We start from the raw sequence: 17,391 nt of genomic DNA, 5'->3' as shown, positions 1-17,391 counted from the left end.
GTAAAGGGAAAATGAGCCGCGAAATCTTGCTGCTGGTAGATGTCCTGGCGCGCGAAAAGAACGTGACCAAGGACATCGTCTTCGGCGCGCTCGAAATGGCGCTGGCGTCGGCTACCAAGAAGCGCGTTCACGACAACGCCAACGTGCGCGTGGTCGTCGATCGTGAGACCGGCGATTTCGAGACTTTTCGTCGTTGGGAAGTGGTTGCCGACGGCGACTTTCTCGATGAGGAACAGCAGATCCCCTTGTCGGACGCGCAGGAGCAGGACCCGGAGGTGGAGATCGGTGATTTCCTGGAGGAGTCGCTCGAGCCGATCGATTTTGGCCGCATTGGCGCGCAAGCGGCCAAGCAGGTGATTCTGCAGAGGATTCGCGACGCCGAGCGCGAACAGATCCTCAACGACTTTCTGGCGCGCAAGGAACACCTGGTCACGGGTACGATCAAGCGCATGGAGCGCGGCAACGCGATCATCGAGACCGGCAAGATCGAGGCCGTTCTGCCGCGCGATCAGATGATTCCACGTGAGAACCTGCGTATCGGCGACCGCGTCAAGGCGTATCTGCTGCGCATCGATCGCGCTGCCCGCGGGCCGCAGTTGATCCTCTCGCGCACGGCGCCGGAGTTCATCATCAGGCTGTTCGCGCTGGAGGTGCCGGAAGTCGATGATGGCCTCCTGGAGATCAAGGCGGCTGCCCGCGACCCCGGCATGCGTGCCAAGATCGCGGTCAAGTCCAACGACCAGCGCATCGACCCGATCGGCACCTGTGTCGGGATGCGCGGTATGCGGGTGACGGCGGTGACCAACGAACTGGCCGGCGAGCGCGTCGACATCGTGCTCTGGTCGGCCGACCCGGCACAGTTCGTGATTGGCGCGCTGGCTCCGGCGGAGGTGAGTTCGATCATCGTCGATGAAGAGAAACACAGCATGGACGTCGTCGTGGACGAGCAGAACCTGGCGATCGCGATCGGTCGCGGCGGCCAGAACGTTCGCCTCGCGTCGGAAATGACCGGCTGGACGATCAATCTGATGACCGAGGAAGAGTCGAAAACACTGGTCGAGGCCGAGGCTGCAGCGATTCGCGTGCTGTTCATGGAGAAGCTCGACGTCGATGAGGAGTTGGCCAACATCCTCATCGAAGAAGGTTTCTCGACCCTCGAGGAGGTGGCCTATGTGCCGCTCCACGAGATGATCGAGATCGAGTCCTTCGACGAGGCCACCGTTCAGGAACTGCGCGAGCGCGCGCGCAATGTCTTGCTGACCGACGCGATCGTCACCGAAGAGAAAATCGGTGAGGTCGCCGAGGACATGCTGAACCTTGAGGGAATGGACAAGGTGCTGGCCGGCAAGCTGGCCAGCAGCGGGATCAAGACGCGCGACGACCTGGCCGATCTCGCGGTCGACGAACTCACCGAGATCACCGGGATCGATACCCCAAGGGCCAAACAACTGATCACCACGGCGCGTGCGCACTGGTTCGAGTAAGCGGGAAAGAGGAATTCATATGGCGCAAACAAGTGTTGCCCAATTTGCGACCCAGCTCAAGATGCCGGCTGGCGCGCTGCTCGAACAGTTGCAGAAGGCCGGCGTCGGCAGACGACAGGCGGACGATCTGCTTTCCGAGCAGGACAAGTCGAAGCTGCTGGATTATTTGCGACGCGCGCATGGCAGGGCGGACGGCAAGACCAAGATCACCCTGACGCGCAAGGAAACGACCGAGATCAGGTCGCAGGACGCGCACGGCAAGTCGCATACCGTGCAGGTCGAGGTGCGCAAGAAGCGCGTTCTCGTCAAGCGCGATGTTCCCGACGCACGTGCCGAAGTGCCGGCCGGGTCGCCGCAGGCCGCCGCGGTGTCGGCGGTCGTCGAGGAGGCGCGAGCGCTGCCGGTTGTCGAGCATGTCGAGCCGATCCGCGAAGTGGCCGTCGAGCCGGTCGTGCAGGCGATCACCGAAGCGCCCATCGAAGCGCCGGCCGAGCCGGTCGTCGAGGTGAAGAGCGAACCGGTTGTCGAAACCGTCGCCGCGCCGCCGGTCGAAGCGCGTCCCGAACCTGTCGCCGACGTGAAGGCGGGCGGCAAGAAAGTGGTGACGCGGGCGTCGATCATCGGCGAGGAGCAGCAGCGGCTGCGCGCTGAAGAAGAGCGGCGCAACGCCGAATTGCGCGCTCGCCAGGAAGCCGAGTTCAAGAGCAAGCAACAGCGCACCGCCGATCTGGCGCGCCTCAAGCAGGATGCCGAGAACAAGGCAGTGGCGGCGAAGGCGGCCGGCGTTGCCAAGCAGGTGGCAGCACAGACCGCGAGCGAGAGTCCCGCCGAAGACAAGACCTTGCACAAGCCGGCCGGCAAGCCGGCGACGGGCGACAAGAAGGCGACCGACAAGAAGTTGCCGGAGAAGAAGGTCGCCGACAAGAAAGGCCAGTGGAAGAACGAGGGTGCCAACAAGCGCGCCGGCTTGAAGACGCGCGGCGCCACCGGTGCTACCGGCTGGCGGGACAACAAGCACGGCAAGCGTCCCGGACGCGGCGCCGGCGGTGAGGAGGAGGAACACTCGTTCCAGTTGCCGATGGAGCCGGTGATCCACCAGGTCTATGTGCCCGAGACGATCTCCGTTGCCGATCTGGCGCACAAGATGGCGGTCAAGGCCACCGAAGTGATCAAGGCGCTGATGAAGATGGGCTCGATGGTGACCATCAATCAGTCGCTCGACCAGGAAACGGCGATGATCATCGTCGAGGAAATGGGTCACAAAGCCTTTGCCGCGAAGCTCGACGACCCGGATGCCTTCCTCGATGAGGCCCCTGGCGCCGACCAGAAGGATGTCGCCCTCGAGCCACGCGCGCCGGTGGTCACCGTCATGGGTCACGTCGATCACGGCAAGACCTCGCTGCTCGACTACATCCGCCGCACACGCGTCGCCAGCGGCGAGGCTGGCGGCATCACCCAGCACATCGGCGCCTACCACGTCGAAACCGACCGCGGCGTGGTGACCTTTCTCGATACGCCGGGTCACGAGGCTTTCACGGCCATGCGCGCACGTGGTGCCAAGGCCACCGACCTGGTCATCCTGGTGGTCGCAGCCGACGACGGTGTGATGCCGCAGACGCGTGAGGCCATCCACCATGCGAAAGCCGCCGGGGTGCCGATCATCGTCGCGGTAAACAAGATCGACAAGCCGGGCGCCCAGCCGGAGCGGGTCAAACAGGAACTCGTCGTCGAGGATGTCGTGCCCGAGGAGTATGGCGGCGATGCGCCTTTCGTTTCCGTTTCTGCCAAAACCGGCGTCGGCATCGACGAGTTGCTCGAGAACGTCCTGCTGCAGGCCGACGTGCTGGAACTCAAGGCGCCGCGTGAGGCGTCGGCCAGGGGTCTGATCATCGAAGCCCGCCTCGACCGTGGGCGGGGGCCGGTGGCGACGATGCTGGTTCTCTCGGGAACACTTCATCAGGGCGACGTCCTCCTGGCCGGCCAAGTCTTCGGGCGGGTGCGGGCAATGCTGGACGAGAACGGCAAACCGATCAAGGAAGCCGGTCCGTCGATTCCCGTCGAAATCCTGGGGCTCTCGGATGTGCCGGCGGCAGGTCAGGAGGCGGTGGTACTCGCCGACGAGCGCAAGGCGCGCGAGATCGCCCTGTTCCGCCAGGGCAAGTACCGTGACGTCAAACTGGCGACCAAACAGGCAGCCAATCTCGAGAACCTGCTCGAACAGATGACCGAGGCGGAAGCCAAGGTCCTCGCCCTGATCATCAAGGCCGACGTCCAGGGTTCTCAGGAAGCTCTCGTGCAGTCGTTGCTGAAATTGTCGACCGGCGAAGTCAAGGTCAATGTGATCCATGCGGCGGTCGGCGCAATCAGTGAGTCCGACGTGCACCTTGCACAGGCCTCGAAGGCGGTGATCATCGGCTTCAACACGCGTGCCGACGCCGGCGCGCGCAAGGCGGCCGAGACCGCGGGGGTCGACATTCGCTACTACAACATCATCTACGACGCCGTCGATGAGGTCAGGGCAGCGCTTTCCGGCATGCTCTCGCCCGAGAAGCGGGAGGACATCACCGGTCTGGTCGAAATCAGGCAAGTTTTCCACGCCACGCGCATCGGCACCATCGCCGGGTGTTACGTCCTCGAGGGCGTCATCAAGCGCAGCTCGCGCGCGCGCTTGCTGCGTCAGCACATCGTCGTCTGGGACGGCGAGATCGAGTCGCTGAAGCGCTTCAAGGATGACGTCAAGGAGGTCAGGTCGGGCTTCGAGTGTGGTCTCTCGCTGAAGAACTTCAATGCTTACGAGGAGGGCGACCAGCTCGAGGTGTACGACGTCACGGAAGTGGCAAGGACGCTGTAAGTGAGTGGCAACCGGGGTTTTGCCCGCCGCGACCGGATCGCCGAGCAGATCCGCCGCGAGCTCGCCGAGTTGATCCGGACCGAGCTCAGGGATCCGCGTGTCGGCATGATCAGCCTGACGGAAGTCCAGGTGAGCGCCGACTACGCACATGCCAAGGTATTCTTCAGCACGCTGGCCGGCAGCGAGCAACTCGACGCGGTGTACGCCGGCCTGCAACACGCCGGCGGCTTTTTGCGCCGCGAACTGGGCAAGCGCATCAGCATCCACGCGACACCTGAGCTGCATTTCGTTTTCGATGCGTCACTCGAGCACGGCGCCCAGCTTTCAAAGCTGATCAGCGAGGCGGTGGCGATCTCGGAACACAGCAGTCCGGCAGACCAGGCCCCTGAAGCCGATCCCGACCCGCGCTGAGTTGGCCGGCAGGAAGGTCTGGCGGCGCGTCGACGGCGTGCTGCTGCTCGACAAGCCGACCGGCATGACCTCCAACTCGGCCTTGCAGGCGGCGCGGCGTTTCTTTTCCGCGGCCAAGGGCGGGCACACCGGCACGCTCGACCCCCTGGCCAGCGGCCTCCTGCCGCTCTGCTTCGGTGAGGCCACCAAGTTCTCCGTGGATCTCCTCGCCGCCGACAAGACCTATGACGCCGACCTGCTGTTTGGCGTGCAGACGGATACCGGCGATGCCGACGGAATGGTCGTCAGGCGCTGCCCGGTCGACTTCGGGCCGGCCGAACTCGCGGCCGCGCTGGAGCCGTTGCGCGGCGGGATTCGACAGATTCCCCCGATGTACTCGGCACTCAAGAAAGACGGGAAACCCCTCTACGATCTCGCCCGTCAGGGCATCGAGGTCGAGCGTGTGGCGCGCGCGGTGACGATTCACGAACTGCTGCTGCTCGATGTTGCAGGCGATCGCTGTCGCTTGCGGGTCACCTGCAGCAAGGGCACCTACATCCGAACGCTGGCTGAGGATCTCGCAAGTTCTCTCGGCTGTTGCGCGCACCTGACGGCGCTGCGACGAACGGCCGTCGGCGCGCTGAACGTCGCCGATGCGGTGACCCTCGACCAACTGGCGGCGCTTTCCGAAGAAGCGCGCGGTCAATGGCTGCGGGCGCCCGACACGCTGCTGCAGAGCCTGCCGGCCATCTATCTCGCCGATGACGCCGCGCGCCGCTTTGCCCATGGCAATCCGGTCAGCGTCGCGGCGGCGCCGGGCCAGTGCCGGGTCTACGGCGAACAGCGTCTGCTCGGCCTCGGCGAGGTCGATGCCGCCGGCAGCCTGCAGCCTCGCCGCGTCGTCGGCGGCGTCGCGGCGGACGCGTAGGGCGCCCCGCCGCGCCAGCCCGGGGCGCTGGCGGCTATCGGCGACGGCCGCCAGGCTGCCGTCAGGAGGTCGGCGGGAGGGCCTGGCGAAGCGTCTGATCGACCAGATGCAGTCGCTGCATGTCGGGCAGTTCGATGACGTCGCGATCGTGGCAGGCGATCACGGCCGTCGTCTGCTCGGCGCAGAAACCGCGCAGGAGATCGATCGTCTGCGCGCGCGACTCGCTGTCGAGGTTGGCGGTCGGTTCGTCGAGCAGCAGCACCTGCGGCTTCAACACCCACGCACGGGCCAGCGCCACGCGCTGCCTCTCGCCTCCCGAGAGCCGCTCCGGCGGCGTCTCGAGCAGGCGCGTCAGGCGTGCCCAGGCGATGGCCTCGGCGAGCCGCCGCTCGCGCTCGTCAGCTTCGATGCCGCGCGCGCGCAGCCCGTAGGCAATGTTCTCGGTGACGCTGGTATGGAAGAGGTAGGGTTGCTGATGGACGTAGATGATCTCCCGCCGCAGCCAGCCCGGATACGGGTTCCAGTCGAAGCACCGGCCGGCGTAGCGCCCGCTGCCGGCATCGGGCGCTTCGATGCCGGCCAGGATGCGTAGCAGGGTCGATTTGCCGCTGCCGTTCTCGCCGGTCAGCACGTAGCTCTGGCCGGCGTTCAGCGTCAGCGTATCGATCGCCAGCAGGCGCCGCTCGCCGAAGGACTTGGCGAGCGAGGAAACGGCGAGCAGGCTCATCGCCGCGACTCGCCCTGGAAGTAGGCGAAGGCCGAATTGACGGCCAGCGCGACAAGCAACAGGACGATGCCGAGGGCGATTCCCTGCGCAAACTCCCCCTTGCTCGTTTCGAGTGCGATCGCCGTCGGGATGTTGCGCGTGACGCCGGCGATGTTGCCGCCCACCATCAGCGAGCAGCCGATTTCCGAGACGACACGGCCGAAGGCGTTGCAGACGGCAGCCATCAGGGCAAAGCGGACCTCGACGAGCAGCGTCCACGCGATGCGCGGTGCCGATGCGCCAAGCGCGACGGCCGTCTCGCGTGCGCGCGGGTCGGCGCCCTGGATCGCCGACAGCGCGAAAGCGATCAGGACCGGCAGCGCAATCAGCACCTGGCCGATGACCATGGCCGTCTGGGTGAACAGCAGATGCAGTTGGCCGAAGAGGCCCTGCCGCGACAGCAGCAGGTAGAGGAGCAGGCCGACGACGACGGTCGGCGAGGCGAGCAGGCCCTGCGTGACGACGATCAGCAGCCGCCGCCCGGGAAATTGAACCGTCGCCAGAAGATAGCCGACGCCGACTCCCAGCGGCATGGCGATCAGCATCGCGCGTAGCGTCACCGACAGGGACACGCCGACGATGCCCCAGAGCTCCGGGTCGGCGGAGAGGAGCAGCCGCAGGGCCGCGCCGGTGGCTTCGACGAATCCCATGTCCCGATTACCGGTCTGCCGTGACGAAGAACAGTTGCTCGCCGCCGGGGCGGAAAGCGCTGATCGCCGACCGCCCGGCGGGGCTGGTCAGCCAGTCGATCAGCGCCGTGGCGTCGGCAAAATTGACGTCCGGGTGTTTCTTCGGGTTGACCGCGATGACGCCATAGGGATTGAACAGGCGTCGGTCTCCCTGCACCATTATCTCGAGCCCTGTTCGCGCCCTGGTTGTGGCGTAGGTGGCGCGGTCGGCCAGAGTATAGGCCTGCATTTCGCCGGCCATCGTCAGCACTTCGCTCATTCCCAGACCCGCCGAGACGTGCCACGGCGCGCCCCTGACGCTGATCCCGAGTTGCTCCCAGTAACTTCTTTCCATCCGGTCGGTTCCCGAATCGTCGCCGCGCGAGACGAAGCGCACCTGGCCGGCAGCGATGCGCCGCAGGGCATGCAGCACGTCGCGGCCGCCGCGGACTGTCGCCGGGTCGCTCCGGGGTCCGACGAGGACGAAGTCGTTGTACATCACGTCACGCCGATCGAGGCCGTGCCCGGCCGCAACGAAGGCCTGTTCGGCCTGCCGGTCATGCACCAGAACGACATCGACATCGCCGTTCTCGGCCAGTTTGAGCGCCTTGCCGGTACCGACCGCAACGACCTGCACCCGGCAGCCGCGTTCCCGTTCAAACGGCGGGAGGATGGCGCGCAGCAAACCGGAGTGGTCCGTGCTGGTTGTCGTTGCCAGGCGCAGATCGCGCGCCTCGCTGGCGGATGACAGGAAAGCCGACAGCAAGGCCAGCGTCGCTGCCAGGTGCCGCCAGCCCAGGAAAGTGCTTGTCATGCCGTTGGTCCGCTGGAAGAAAGAAGTCGATTCAAGGTAGACCTCGCGAAGTGGCCGCGAGTCTATCGAGAAATCCGCTAGCGACCAAGCCGCATGCGTGCGTAGCGCGAAGGACGCTGGCCGAAGCCCATACGTGGGAAAGCAGCTTGCGCTATGCCGAGGGCCGTCTAGAATGATACGAGGAAGTGGTTTTTCGTAGTGCGCATTTCATACCAGGGAGAGCGATCATGAACAGAACAGTCTTTCGTCGTTTCGTCGTTGCCGTTTCGGCGGCGGTGTTTGCCGGCGGCGCCGTTGCGGGCGAGCGTCTCGATATCGGAAAGCGGGAGTACGAGGCGAACTGCGTTGTCTGTCACGGTGTGAAGGGCAAGGGCGACGGCCCGTTCAATCAGGTGCTGACCATCAAGACGCCCGATCTCACGGTCCTGAGCAAGAACAATGACGGGTTGTTTCCCGTGAGCCGGGTACTCGAAGTGATTGACGGCCGGAACGTCGTCAAAGGGCACGGAACGCGCGAGATGCCAATCTGGGGCGACATCTACACGGCGCAGGCGTCCCCCCAGTTTGACGACTACCCGTACAATGCGGCGCTCTTCGTCTGGGCCCGCACACTCGCCCTGATCGATTACCTGAATCGCTTGCAGGTCAAGTGAGCCGGCGGATCGGTGCGCCGCCAAGGCACAGCTTGTCGGCGTCGGCAGCCGGCGTACGCGCAGGGGAGTCTGCGAAACCCTGACGGGCGCGCGCTCGGCGCCCGCCGGGCGCGGCGATGGTCCGAGAATGCCGCCCGCGGCGGGCGTCGCATGCTGCGATGCGGTAAAATGCGGGCATGATCTATCCGCTGCTGCGCAATTTCTTCTTCGCCCTGGACGCCGAGACCGCGCATGGTCTCGGCATGGCCGGCGTGGACTTTCTCAAGGCTGCCGGCGCCACCTGCCTGTTGGCCAGTGCCGTGCCGCCCGACCCGGTGCGGGCGATGGGGATCGACTTTCCCAACCCGGTCGGCCTGGCCGCGGGCCTCGACAAGAATGGCGATCACATCGATGCGCTGGCTGCCCTGGGCTTCGGCTTCGTGGAGATCGGCACCGTCACGCCGCGTCCACAGCCGGGGAATGCGAAACCTCGCCTGTTCCGCATCCCGGAAAGGCAGGCGATCATCAATCGCATGGGCTTCAACAACGGGGGCGTCGATAAGTTGCTGGCCAACGTCACCGGCGCGCAGTTCCTGCGCCGCGGCGGTGTCCTCGGCATCAATATCGGCAAGAACTTCGATACGCCGATCGAGCGGGCGGCCGACGACTATCTGCTCTGTCTCGACCGTGTCTATCCGACGGCAACTTACGTGACGGTCAACATCTCGAGTCCGAACACCAGGAACCTGCGCGAGTTGCAAAACGACGAGGCGCTCGACGCGTTGCTCGGCAGCCTGAAGAGCAGGCAGGCACGCCTCGCCGATCGGCATGGAAGATACGTGCCGCTGGCGCTGAAGATCGCTCCCGACCTCGAGGAGACGCAGATCCAGGCGATTGCCGACCTGCTGCGGCGGCACTGCATGGACGGCGTGATCGCCACCAACACCACCGTTTCGCGCAGCGGCGTCGAGGGGTTGGCAAACGCCGAACAGGCTGGCGGGCTTTCGGGCGCACCTCTCGCCGCCATGTCGACGGCGGTCGTGCGCCGCCTGTCGACGGCGCTCGCTGGCGAACTGCCGATCATCGGCGTCGGCGGCATCATGAGCGGAGCCGACGCGGCGGACAAGATCGCCGCGGGTGCGAGTCTGGTCCAGTTCTATACCGGCTTCATCTATCGCGGGCCGCAGCTCATCGCCGAAGCGGCGGCCGCGATCGCCGGGCGGCGTGCCGCCCAAGCCCGCATGGCGTGATTGACAACGTGGTTGCAAGCGCTCACCGGCCGCGGGATAATCGATCCGCTCCGGACTGCGCCGCCGCAGCCAACTGCCTACGCAAACCATGACCCACTACCTGTTCATCATCGTCGGCGCGGTCCTTGTCAACAATGTCGTGCTGGTCAAGATTCTCGGCCTCTGCCCATTCATGGGCGTATCCCGGAAACTCGAGACGGCCTTCGGCATGGGGGCGGCGACGACCTTCGTGCTGACCGTCGCTACCGGCGCCAGCTACATCATCGACCACTACCTGTTGATGCCGTTCGGGCTCGAGTACCTGCGCACGCTGTCGTTCATCGTCACCATCGCGGCGATCGTCCAGCTCACCGAGATGGTGATCCAGAAGACCAGCCCGCTGCTGCACCAGGTCCTCGGCATCTACCTGCCGCTGATCACCACCAACTGCGCTGTTCTCGGCGTGCCGCTGCTGAATATCGCCAACAAGCATGATTTCGTCGAGTCACTGCTGTTCGGTGCGGCCAGCGCCATTGGTTTCTCGCTGGTCCTCATCCTCTTTGCCGGTATTCGCGAACGTATCGAGGGCGCCGACGTGCCGGTGTACTTTCGGGGCACGGCGATCGCGATGGTCACCGCCGGACTGATGAGCCTGGCCTTCATGGGCTTCGCCGGACTCGACAAGTACCAATGATCACGACCCTGGCGATCATGGCGCTCGGTGCCATCGTCCTGGGCGCTGCCCTCGGCTACGCGTCGATCAGGTTCAAGGTCGAGGGCGACCCGCTGGTCGAGAAGATCGAGGCGATCCTGCCGCAGACGCAATGCGGCCAGTGCGGCTACCCGGGCTGCAAGCCCTACGCGGCAGCCATTTCGGCCGGCGAGGCGGACATCAATCTGTGTCCGCCGGGCGGCATGGATGGCGTGCGCAAGCTGGCCGACCTGCTCGGTCGCGAAGTCAAGCCGCTGGAGGCCGAGGAGAAGCCCAAGCAGGTGGCGATCATCGACGAACAGACCTGCATCGGCTGCACCTTGTGCATCCAGGCCTGTCCCGTGGATGCGATCGTCGGCGCCGCCAAACAGATGCACACGGTTGTCGAACCGCTGTGCACAGGTTGCGAACTGTGCGTCAAGCCGTGTCCGGTCGAGTGCATCCACATGCTGCCGATCAACGAGAATCTCGACAACTGGAAGTGGAAATACCCGGTGATCGAAATCAGGCGTGCCGCGTAAGGCGCCCGCAATGCTGCAGCGATTGTTCGGCTTCAAGGGTGGCGTCAAACCGCAAACGCACAAGGCGCCGTCGGTGCAGGAACCGATCGCCCAGGCGCCGCTGCCAGCCCGCCTTTACGTTCCCTTGCATCAGAGTATCGGTGGCGCGCCGACACCGCGCGTCGAGGCCGGAGAGGACGTCCTCAAGGGGCAATTGATCGGCGGTGCCGACGGCTGGGTGTCGGCGGCCGTGCATGCACCGACCTCTGGCAGGGTCGTGGCCATCGTGGACCATGTTGCGGCACACCCGTCGGGGCTGCCGACACTCAGCGTCGTCATCGAGCCGGACGGACGCGACGAGTGGATCGCGCGCACGCCGCTCGATCATCGGAGCCTGCCGCCCGAGCGGGTGCGCGAACTCCTGCGCGACGCCGGCGTCGTCGGTCTCGGCGGCGCCGCCTTTCCCAGTCACGCCAAACTGACGGCGGCCAGATCGGTGCCGATGGAGGATCTGGTCATCAACGGCGCCGAGTGCGAGCCGTACATGACCTGCGACGACATGCTGATGCGCGAGCGCGCCGAAGAAATCGTTCGCGGTATCGCGATCTTTCGTGACCTGCTTGGCGCGCGCCGCGTCCTGATCGGCATCGAGGACAACAAGCCGGAAGCCGTCGCGGCAATGCAGGCGGCAGTGTGCGGGCTCGCCGAGGACTACGAAGTCGTCGCCGTGCCTACGCGCTACCCGGCCGGCGGTGCCAAGCAGTTGATTCGCGTGCTTACCGGCAAGGAAGTCCCGGCCAGCAAGCGCTCGACGGAACTCGCTGTCCAGTGCTTCAACGTCGCCACCGTCTATACGGCCTACCGCGCGCTCGCGCATGGCGAGCCGGTGGTTTCGCGAATCGTCACGCTGACCGGCAACGTCGAGCGGCCACGCAACTGGGAAGTCCGGCTCGGCACGCCGCTGGGCGACCTCGTCGCCCTCGGCCGACCGAAGGCCGATACCAGCCGCTATCTGATGGGTGGGCCGATGATGGGCTTCGCTCTGCCGAGCCTCGAGGCCCCAGTCGTCAAGGCGACCAACTGCATCATTGCCGCGGCGCCGACGACATTCCCGGCGAGTCCGCCGGAGATGCCGTGCATTCGCTGTGGCGCCTGCGCGGAAGTCTGTCCGCACGAGCTGCAACCCTTTGAGTTGTACTGGTTCGCGCGCGCCCGCAACTTCGGCAAGACACAGGAGTACTACCTCTTCGACTGCATCGAGTGTGGGTGCTGCAGCTACGTCTGCCCATCGCACATCCCATTGGTCCAGTACTTTCGTTTTGCCAAGAGCGAGATCTGGGCCCGCGAGCGGGAAAAGAACGCGGCCGACGCCGCCAAGGCCCGCTTCGAACTGCGCAACGCGCGCGAGGAGCGGGAAAAGGCCGAAAAAGCCGAGCGCCTGGCGCGCACCGCGGCCGCCAGGCCGGCCGAGAAGAAGCCCGCGCCGGCCAGTGCCGAAACCGTGGCGGGTCAGCCGGCGGCCGTGCCCGTCGATGCCGCGCCGGCGGCGCCCGCGGTCGACGCCGAAGCGGTCAAGAAGGCGACCATCGTCGCGGCGATGGAACGCGCACGCGCCCAACGCGAGGCCGCGCAGCCCAGAAACACGGAACAACTGAGCCGCGAGCAGCAGCAGGAAATCGCCGCGATCGAGGCGAGGAGGGCACGCGTGGCGGGCGACCCGCCGGGTACGCGCACCACGCGGCCGGGTTCGGCGCCGCCGCCTGCGGAGACCGGCGACTCATGAGCGACTTTACGACGCCGCCCTATCTGCTCCTCGAACGCACCAGCGTGCGGCGCGTCATGCTGCAGGTTCTGCTCGCCCTGCTGCCCGGTGTTGTTGCCTACGTCTGGCTGATCGGTCCGATCCTCCTCCTGCAACTGGTGATCGCCATGCTTGCCGCGCTCGCCGGGGAGGCGCTGATGCTCGGCCTGCGGCGCAAGCCGCTGGCGCTGTTCCTGAGCGATGGCAGCGCGCTCGTCACCGCCTGGCTGGTCGCCCTGGCCTTTCCGCCATTGGCCCCCTGGTGGCTGGTCGCCGTCGGCACGCTGTTCGCGATCGTCGTCGCCAAACAGCTCTACGGTGGCTTGGGCCAGAATCCTTTCAATCCGGCGATGGTCGCCTTTGCCGTGTGCATCGTCTCCTTCCCGGCCCTGATGTCGCAGTGGCCGGCACTCGGGCTTAAGCTGACGCTGGCCGAGCAGGTACAGATCGTCGCCGGACTGGCGCCACGGATCGACGTGATGAGCGGTGCGACGCCGCTCGACGCGATCAAGACGGCCCTGAAACTCGGCGAGGGCAGCGTGGACGTGCCGACGCTGCTGGCGACGCAGGACGTTTTCGGCAACTTCGCCGGCCGCGGCTGGGAATGGGTTGCCGTCGGCTATCTGCTCGGTGGTCTGTGGCTTTGGCAGCGCCGGATCATCACCTGGCACGCGCCGCTCGGTTTCATCGCCGGCCTTTCCTTGCTGGCCGCCGTCTTGTGGCTGTGGAACCCCCTGCAGTTCGCCAATCCGGTATTCCATCTGTTTTCGGGTGGCGCGATGCTTGGCGCCTTCTTCATCGTCACCGACCCGGTTTCCGGTTGCACGACGCCGAAAGGCAAGCTGATCTTCGGCCTCCTGGCAGGCGTCGTGGCGTACACCATACGCGTTTTCGGCGGTTATCCGGACGGCGTCGCTTTCTCCGTGCTGCTGCTGAATCTCTGTGTGCCGGTGATCGACATGTACTCGCAGCCGCCGATCTTCGGCATGAAGAACGACAAATGACGCCACCGGTCAGGACGCCGACGGCTGCGCGAATGGCGGTACGCACGGCGGTCATTCTGCTGATCTTCGTGGTCGTGTTCACCAGCTTGTTGGCGGGTGCGTTCCTGTGGACGCGGCCGGCGATCGAGGCGGCGGCGGCGGCCGAGAAGATGAAGCTGATCGGTGAGGTGCTGCCTTCTCTGGCGTACGATAATGATCTGCTGAAGGACAGCCGGCAACTGGCGCCCAGCGCCGCGCTCGGCCTCGACGAAGCGTCGACGGCCTACCTCGCACGCAAGGATGGCCGGCCCAGCGCGCTGGTTCTCGAAGCCGTTGCCCCGGACGGTTATGCCGGGAGGATCCGCCTGTTGATTGCCGTTGCGGCCGACGGCACGCTGCTCGGTGTGCGCGTGACGCAGCACAAGGAGACGCCTGGGCTCGGCGACTACATCGAGCCGCGCAAGGACCGGAACAAGCAACGCCCGTGGATCACGCAGTTCGACGGCTTGTCGCTGGCGACGGTTGGCGAACGCGAATGGCGGGTGAAGAAGGACAGCGGTCGTTTCGACTCGCTTGCCGGGGCGACGATCACGCCGCGCGCCGTCATTCGCGCGGTGCACAAGGCGCTGCAGTACGTCGCCGAGAATCGCCAGCAGTTGTTCGCCTACCATTCGGGAGAAGGCCAATGATCAATCGCGAGGAATTCCGCCAGATCCGGGACAACGGCATCTGGCAGCAGAACACCAGCCTGGTGCAGATCCTCGGCCTGTGCCCGCTGCTGGCGGTGACCACCAATCTGGTCAATGGCGTGATGCTCTCGCTGGCGACGATCATCGTCATGGCGATCGCCAATCTGGCCGTTGCGTCGTTGCGCAACCTCATTCCGCACGAGATTCGCATCCCCGTCTTCATCCTCATCGTCGCCGCCCTGGTCACCGTCGTCGACCTGGTCTTCAACGCCCAGTTCCACGAGCTCTACCTGGTGCTCGGCATCTTCATTCCGCTGATCGTTACCAACTGCATCGTACTTGCACGCGTCGAGGCCTTCGCCAACAAGAATCCGCCGCTGCAGTCGCTGATCGATGGTGTCTTCATGGGTGTCGGCATGCTGTGGACGCTTGCCCTGCTCGGCGGGCTGCGCGAACTGATCGGTGGCGGCACGCTGTTTGCCGGCATCGACATGGTTTTCCCGGCGCTGCAGCCGTTGCAGTTGCTGCCGGCCGACTACCCCGGTCTGCTGCTCGCCATTCTGCCGCCCGGCGCCTTCATCCTGCTCGGTTGCCTGATCGCCTGGAAGAACTGGGTCGAGGCGCGTGTCGCGGCGCGCAACCCCGGCCCCGGCCAGCATCAGGCGCCGCCGGTGGCGCTCACCGATGGTGCCTGAAATGACCGGGGAGTCGTCGGCGCTGAGCAGTGGGCAGCGCCATGAACTCTTTGCGCGGCTGCGCGCGGCCAATCCGCAACCGGCTACCGAGCTCGCGTACGCGACGACCTTCCAGTTGCTGATTGCCGTCATCCTGTCGGCACAGGCCACCGACAAGAGCGTCAACCTGGCCACCCGCCAGCTCTTCGCCGACGCGCCGACGCCGCAGGCGATGCTGGCGCTCGGCGAAAGCGGCCTGGCCGACTACATCAACCGTATCGGCCTCTACCAGGGCAAGGCCCGCAACGTCATCGCCACCTGTCAGCAACTGCTGGCTCGCCATGCCGGCGAGGTTCCGCATTCGCGGGCGGCGCTCGAGGCGCTGCCGGGTGTCGGCCGCAAGACGGCCAATGTGGTTCTCAACACCGCTTTCGGTGAAGCGACGATCGCCGTAGACACGCATATTTTCCGCGTCGCCAACCGCATCGGCCTGGCCGCCGGCAAGACGCCGCTGGCCGTCGAACGCCAACTGCTGCAATCCGTGCCGGAGGAGTTCAGGCAGTCCGCGCATCACTGGCTGATCCTGCACGGGCGCTACGTCTGCAAGGCACGCAAGCCCGAGTGCTGGCGCTGCTGCCTTGCCGATCTCTGCGCCTGGCCCGAGAAGCTTGAAGACCCCGTCGGGGCAGCAGGCCGATGAGCGTGGCCAGTGCCCTGGTCGCCGGCAACGATCCGCTGCCCGGTCTGGCCGAGCAAGCGCTCGCGGAGGCGCTGGAAAAGACTGGCGCAAGGCAGGCCAATGGCGTGCTGTTGTTCCTCACTCCCGAGTTTTCGCACCACGCGCAACAGACCGTCATCGCCGTGGCGCGGGCGGCGCGCTGCACCCAGCTTGTTGGCGGGATCGCTGCCGGCGTGTTCACCGACAGCGGCTGGGTTCTCGACCGACCAGCGGCTGCCGTGCTGGTGCTTGCCGGCGACCTTTCCCTGGGACCGCCGGACCTTGGCGTAGACACCGGCGAACCGCTCCTGGCGTACGGGGACGGCAGTTTCCCCGGCGCCTGGGCGGTCTCAGGACGGCAGCGTTGCGGTGGCAGCTTCGCCGGCAACGCGGGTCGTAACGAGCGCGTCGCCTGGCAGCAAGGTCGCCTGGCGGCACATTGCAGCGTGCAGGTGCTTGGCGCGCACGTTGATGTGGACGTTTCTCCGGGCTGGCGACTGCTTGGTGGCCCGCATGCGGTCGACAACAGCAGGGCCTACGAATTGCTTGGCATCGGCGGGTACGCTGCCCGCGACAGCTTGCTGCGCGCGCTTCAGGCGGCCGGCTACAGCGAGCCGCAGCCGGCGATGCGATCCCTGTGCGCGGTTCTCGTCGCGGATGCGGGCAGTGCCTCCACGCAGGAATGCCCGCGCTTGCTTGGTGGTGCCCAGCGGCCGATCGCGATCATCGACATCAGCGACAACGGCTCCGTGACCCTCGCCGAGCGCATCGCTCCCGGGCAACGCCTGGCCTGGGCGATACGCCTGCCGCAGGCGGCCGTAGACGACATGCGGCAGAGCGTCGCCCGCCTGGCAGCTTTGGCCGCCGATCCACAGGCCGCCGTGGTGTTCTCGTGCATTGGTCGCGGCCCCTACTTTCACGACGGCGAAGACCGCGATGTCGACTGCCTGCGCGAGCGCTTCCCGCAATTGCCGCTGATCGGCGTCTACGGCACCGGGCAGATCGCCCCAAACGCGGCGGGCGGGAATCGCTTGCTGCAGAATGCCGTCGTCACCGCACTGCTCAGCCAACCCATAGGGAACGCCGATGTTCAATCCGAGCCGTGAGCAGGTCCGCCAGTTCTTCTGCGAGGCCTGGCGAAAGCATCGCACGCGTTCAATCCTCGAGGGTGCCGAGGTCATCGCCGCCGACCTGATCTCGCATCATCCGGAATACCACAGTCTGCTGGAAAACCCCGCCGCCGCGATCGAGCAGGAGTTCACTCCCGAGAGCGGGCAGATGAACCCTTTTCTCCACCTGTCGTTGCATCTGGCCGTCGCCGAGCAGATCAGCATCGACCAGCCGCCGGGAATTCGCACCGCCTACCAGGCGTTGCGTTCTCGGCTCGACGTGCATGACGCGGAACACGCCATCCTCGAGTGTCTCGGCGAGGCGATCTGGCGCGCCCAGCGGCTCGGCGGGCCGCTCGATGGCGTAGCCTACCTGGACTGCATCCGGCGGACGGCCGGTACCTGAGCGCGCCGCGTCGGGCAAAGGCCTGCCGCGCCAGGCC

The 17,391-nt window shown here is 65.9% G+C and carries 18 protein-coding genes; 15 read left to right on the top strand and 3 right to left on the bottom strand.

What is annotated here, in order from left to right:
- Nucleotides 1-11: 11 nt before the first annotated feature.
- The 4 genes from nusA to truB are packed head-to-tail and all read left to right on the top strand — an operon-like array spanning nucleotide 12 to nucleotide 5,653.
- Nucleotides 12-1,484 (top strand): transcription termination factor NusA, encoded by a 1,473-nt coding sequence (gene nusA / locus CAP2UW1_RS14775; RefSeq protein WP_015767425.1) that lies wholly within the window; start codon nucleotides 12-14, stop codon nucleotides 1,482-1,484.
- A gap of 19 nt (nucleotides 1,485-1,503) precedes the next feature.
- On the top strand, nucleotides 1,504-4,335 hold the full coding sequence (gene infB / locus CAP2UW1_RS14770; RefSeq protein ID WP_015767424.1) for a translation initiation factor IF-2: 2,832 nt from the start codon (nucleotides 1,504-1,506) through the stop codon (nucleotides 4,333-4,335).
- Entirely contained in the window at nucleotides 4,336-4,746 is a 411-nt protein-coding gene (rbfA, locus tag CAP2UW1_RS14765; protein ID WP_015767423.1) for a 30S ribosome-binding factor RbfA, read from the top strand. It begins immediately after the preceding gene.
- 1 nt (nucleotide 4,747) lies between these two features.
- On the top strand, nucleotides 4,748-5,653 hold the full coding sequence (truB, locus tag CAP2UW1_RS14760) for a tRNA pseudouridine(55) synthase TruB (protein WP_015767422.1): 906 nt from the start codon (nucleotides 4,748-4,750) through the stop codon (nucleotides 5,651-5,653).
- Between the two features lie 61 nt (nucleotides 5,654-5,714).
- Here truB and CAP2UW1_RS14755 read toward each other — a convergent pair whose 3' ends face one another.
- From CAP2UW1_RS14755 to CAP2UW1_RS14745, 3 genes are read right to left on the bottom strand one after another with little or no spacing between them, the layout of a single operon-like run.
- Nucleotides 5,715-6,380, bottom strand: coding sequence for an energy-coupling factor ABC transporter ATP-binding protein (locus tag CAP2UW1_RS14755; protein WP_015767421.1), 666 nt, complete (start codon nucleotides 6,378-6,380; stop codon nucleotides 5,715-5,717).
- A complete protein-coding gene (locus CAP2UW1_RS14750; RefSeq protein ID WP_015767420.1) occupies nucleotides 6,377-7,069 on the bottom strand; it encodes an ABC transporter permease in 693 nt (230 codons plus the stop codon). The genes CAP2UW1_RS14755 and CAP2UW1_RS14750 overlap by 4 nt, the downstream gene beginning before the upstream one ends.
- Before the next feature lie 7 nt (nucleotides 7,070-7,076).
- Complete coding sequence (locus CAP2UW1_RS14745) at nucleotides 7,077-7,901, bottom strand: substrate-binding domain-containing protein (protein ID WP_015767419.1); 825 nt, start codon at nucleotides 7,899-7,901, stop codon at nucleotides 7,077-7,079.
- Nucleotides 7,902-8,128: 227 nt separating this feature from the next.
- On the opposite strand from CAP2UW1_RS14745, the gene CAP2UW1_RS14740 reads away from it, so the two are divergent.
- The 11 genes from CAP2UW1_RS14740 (at nucleotide 8,129) to CAP2UW1_RS14690 (ending at nucleotide 17,354) form a co-directional block, all read left to right on the top strand.
- A complete protein-coding gene (locus CAP2UW1_RS14740; protein ID WP_015767418.1) occupies nucleotides 8,129-8,554 on the top strand; it encodes a c-type cytochrome in 426 nt (141 codons plus the stop codon).
- A gap of 176 nt (nucleotides 8,555-8,730) precedes the next feature.
- On the top strand, nucleotides 8,731-9,783 hold the full coding sequence (locus tag CAP2UW1_RS14735) for a quinone-dependent dihydroorotate dehydrogenase (RefSeq protein ID WP_015767417.1): 1,053 nt from the start codon (nucleotides 8,731-8,733) through the stop codon (nucleotides 9,781-9,783).
- Between the two features lie 88 nt (nucleotides 9,784-9,871).
- Nucleotides 9,872-10,456, top strand: coding sequence for an electron transport complex subunit RsxA (gene rsxA / locus CAP2UW1_RS14730; RefSeq protein WP_015767416.1), 585 nt, complete (start codon nucleotides 9,872-9,874; stop codon nucleotides 10,454-10,456).
- Nucleotides 10,453-10,995, top strand: a complete 543-nt coding sequence (rsxB, locus tag CAP2UW1_RS14725) for an electron transport complex subunit RsxB (protein ID WP_015767415.1) — start codon at nucleotides 10,453-10,455, stop codon at nucleotides 10,993-10,995. The genes rsxA and rsxB overlap by 4 nt, the downstream gene beginning before the upstream one ends.
- A 10-nt stretch (nucleotides 10,996-11,005) precedes the next feature.
- A complete protein-coding gene (gene rsxC, locus CAP2UW1_RS14720) occupies nucleotides 11,006-12,757 on the top strand; it encodes an electron transport complex subunit RsxC (protein WP_015767414.1) in 1,752 nt (583 codons plus the stop codon).
- Complete coding sequence (locus CAP2UW1_RS14715; RefSeq protein ID WP_015767413.1) at nucleotides 12,754-13,779, top strand: RnfABCDGE type electron transport complex subunit D; 1,026 nt, start codon at nucleotides 12,754-12,756, stop codon at nucleotides 13,777-13,779. The genes rsxC and CAP2UW1_RS14715 overlap by 4 nt, the downstream gene beginning before the upstream one ends.
- Nucleotides 13,776-14,447 (top strand): electron transport complex subunit RsxG, encoded by a 672-nt coding sequence (gene rsxG / locus CAP2UW1_RS14710; RefSeq protein ID WP_015767412.1) that lies wholly within the window; start codon nucleotides 13,776-13,778, stop codon nucleotides 14,445-14,447. The genes CAP2UW1_RS14715 and rsxG overlap by 4 nt, the downstream gene beginning before the upstream one ends.
- Nucleotides 14,444-15,142: an electron transport complex subunit E gene (locus tag CAP2UW1_RS14705; RefSeq protein ID WP_015767411.1), complete on the top strand. Its 699-nt coding sequence runs from the start codon at nucleotides 14,444-14,446 to the stop codon at nucleotides 15,140-15,142. The genes rsxG and CAP2UW1_RS14705 overlap by 4 nt, the downstream gene beginning before the upstream one ends.
- A 1-nt stretch (nucleotide 15,143) precedes the next feature.
- On the top strand, nucleotides 15,144-15,821 hold the full coding sequence (gene nth / locus CAP2UW1_RS14700) for an endonuclease III (protein ID WP_412566826.1): 678 nt from the start codon (nucleotides 15,144-15,146) through the stop codon (nucleotides 15,819-15,821).
- A complete protein-coding gene (locus CAP2UW1_RS14695) occupies nucleotides 15,818-16,945 on the top strand; it encodes an FIST C-terminal domain-containing protein (protein WP_015767409.1) in 1,128 nt (375 codons plus the stop codon). The genes nth and CAP2UW1_RS14695 overlap by 4 nt, the downstream gene beginning before the upstream one ends.
- On the top strand, nucleotides 16,926-17,354 hold the full coding sequence (locus tag CAP2UW1_RS14690; protein WP_015767408.1) for a DUF1841 family protein: 429 nt from the start codon (nucleotides 16,926-16,928) through the stop codon (nucleotides 17,352-17,354). Before CAP2UW1_RS14695 ends, CAP2UW1_RS14690 begins: the two co-directional genes overlap by 20 nt.
- Nucleotides 17,355-17,391 lie beyond the last annotated feature (37 nt).

The sequence above is a fragment of the Candidatus Accumulibacter phosphatis genome (assembly GCF_000024165.1).
In the GTDB taxonomy this organism is placed as follows: Bacteria; Pseudomonadota; Gammaproteobacteria; order Burkholderiales; family Rhodocyclaceae; genus Accumulibacter; species Accumulibacter phosphatis.
This window is presented reverse-complemented; position numbering and strand designations above follow the sequence as displayed.

Bases quoted from the DNA above. Each gene is read 5' to 3' on its own strand.
- CAP2UW1_RS14740 (WP_015767418.1), top strand. From the start codon at position 8,129: ATGAACAGAACAGTCTTTCGTCGTTTCGTCGTTGCCGTTTCGGCGGCG.
- nth (WP_412566826.1), top strand. From the start codon at position 15,144: ATGACCGGGGAGTCGTCGGCGCTGAGCAGTGGGCAGCGCCATGAACTC.
- CAP2UW1_RS14750 (WP_015767420.1), bottom strand. From the start codon at position 7,069: ATGGGATTCGTCGAAGCCACCGGCGCGGCCCTGCGGCTGCTCCTCTCC.
- nusA (WP_015767425.1), top strand. From the start codon at position 12: ATGAGCCGCGAAATCTTGCTGCTGGTAGATGTCCTGGCGCGCGAAAAG.
- CAP2UW1_RS14695 (WP_015767409.1), top strand. From the start codon at position 15,818: ATGAGCGTGGCCAGTGCCCTGGTCGCCGGCAACGATCCGCTGCCCGGT.
- CAP2UW1_RS14715 (WP_015767413.1), top strand. From the start codon at position 12,754: ATGAGCGACTTTACGACGCCGCCCTATCTGCTCCTCGAACGCACCAGC.
- CAP2UW1_RS14705 (WP_015767411.1), top strand. From the start codon at position 14,444: ATGATCAATCGCGAGGAATTCCGCCAGATCCGGGACAACGGCATCTGG.
- CAP2UW1_RS14690 (WP_015767408.1), top strand. From the start codon at position 16,926: ATGTTCAATCCGAGCCGTGAGCAGGTCCGCCAGTTCTTCTGCGAGGCC.
- rsxG (WP_015767412.1), top strand. From the start codon at position 13,776: ATGACGCCACCGGTCAGGACGCCGACGGCTGCGCGAATGGCGGTACGC.
- CAP2UW1_RS14735 (WP_015767417.1), top strand. From the start codon at position 8,731: ATGATCTATCCGCTGCTGCGCAATTTCTTCTTCGCCCTGGACGCCGAG.
- rsxC (WP_015767414.1), top strand. From the start codon at position 11,006: ATGCTGCAGCGATTGTTCGGCTTCAAGGGTGGCGTCAAACCGCAAACG.
- CAP2UW1_RS14755 (WP_015767421.1), bottom strand. From the start codon at position 6,380: ATGAGCCTGCTCGCCGTTTCCTCGCTCGCCAAGTCCTTCGGCGAGCGG.
- rsxB (WP_015767415.1), top strand. From the start codon at position 10,453: ATGATCACGACCCTGGCGATCATGGCGCTCGGTGCCATCGTCCTGGGC.
- rsxA (WP_015767416.1), top strand. From the start codon at position 9,872: ATGACCCACTACCTGTTCATCATCGTCGGCGCGGTCCTTGTCAACAAT.
- CAP2UW1_RS14745 (WP_015767419.1), bottom strand. From the start codon at position 7,901: ATGACAAGCACTTTCCTGGGCTGGCGGCACCTGGCAGCGACGCTGGCC.
- infB (WP_015767424.1), top strand. From the start codon at position 1,504: ATGGCGCAAACAAGTGTTGCCCAATTTGCGACCCAGCTCAAGATGCCG.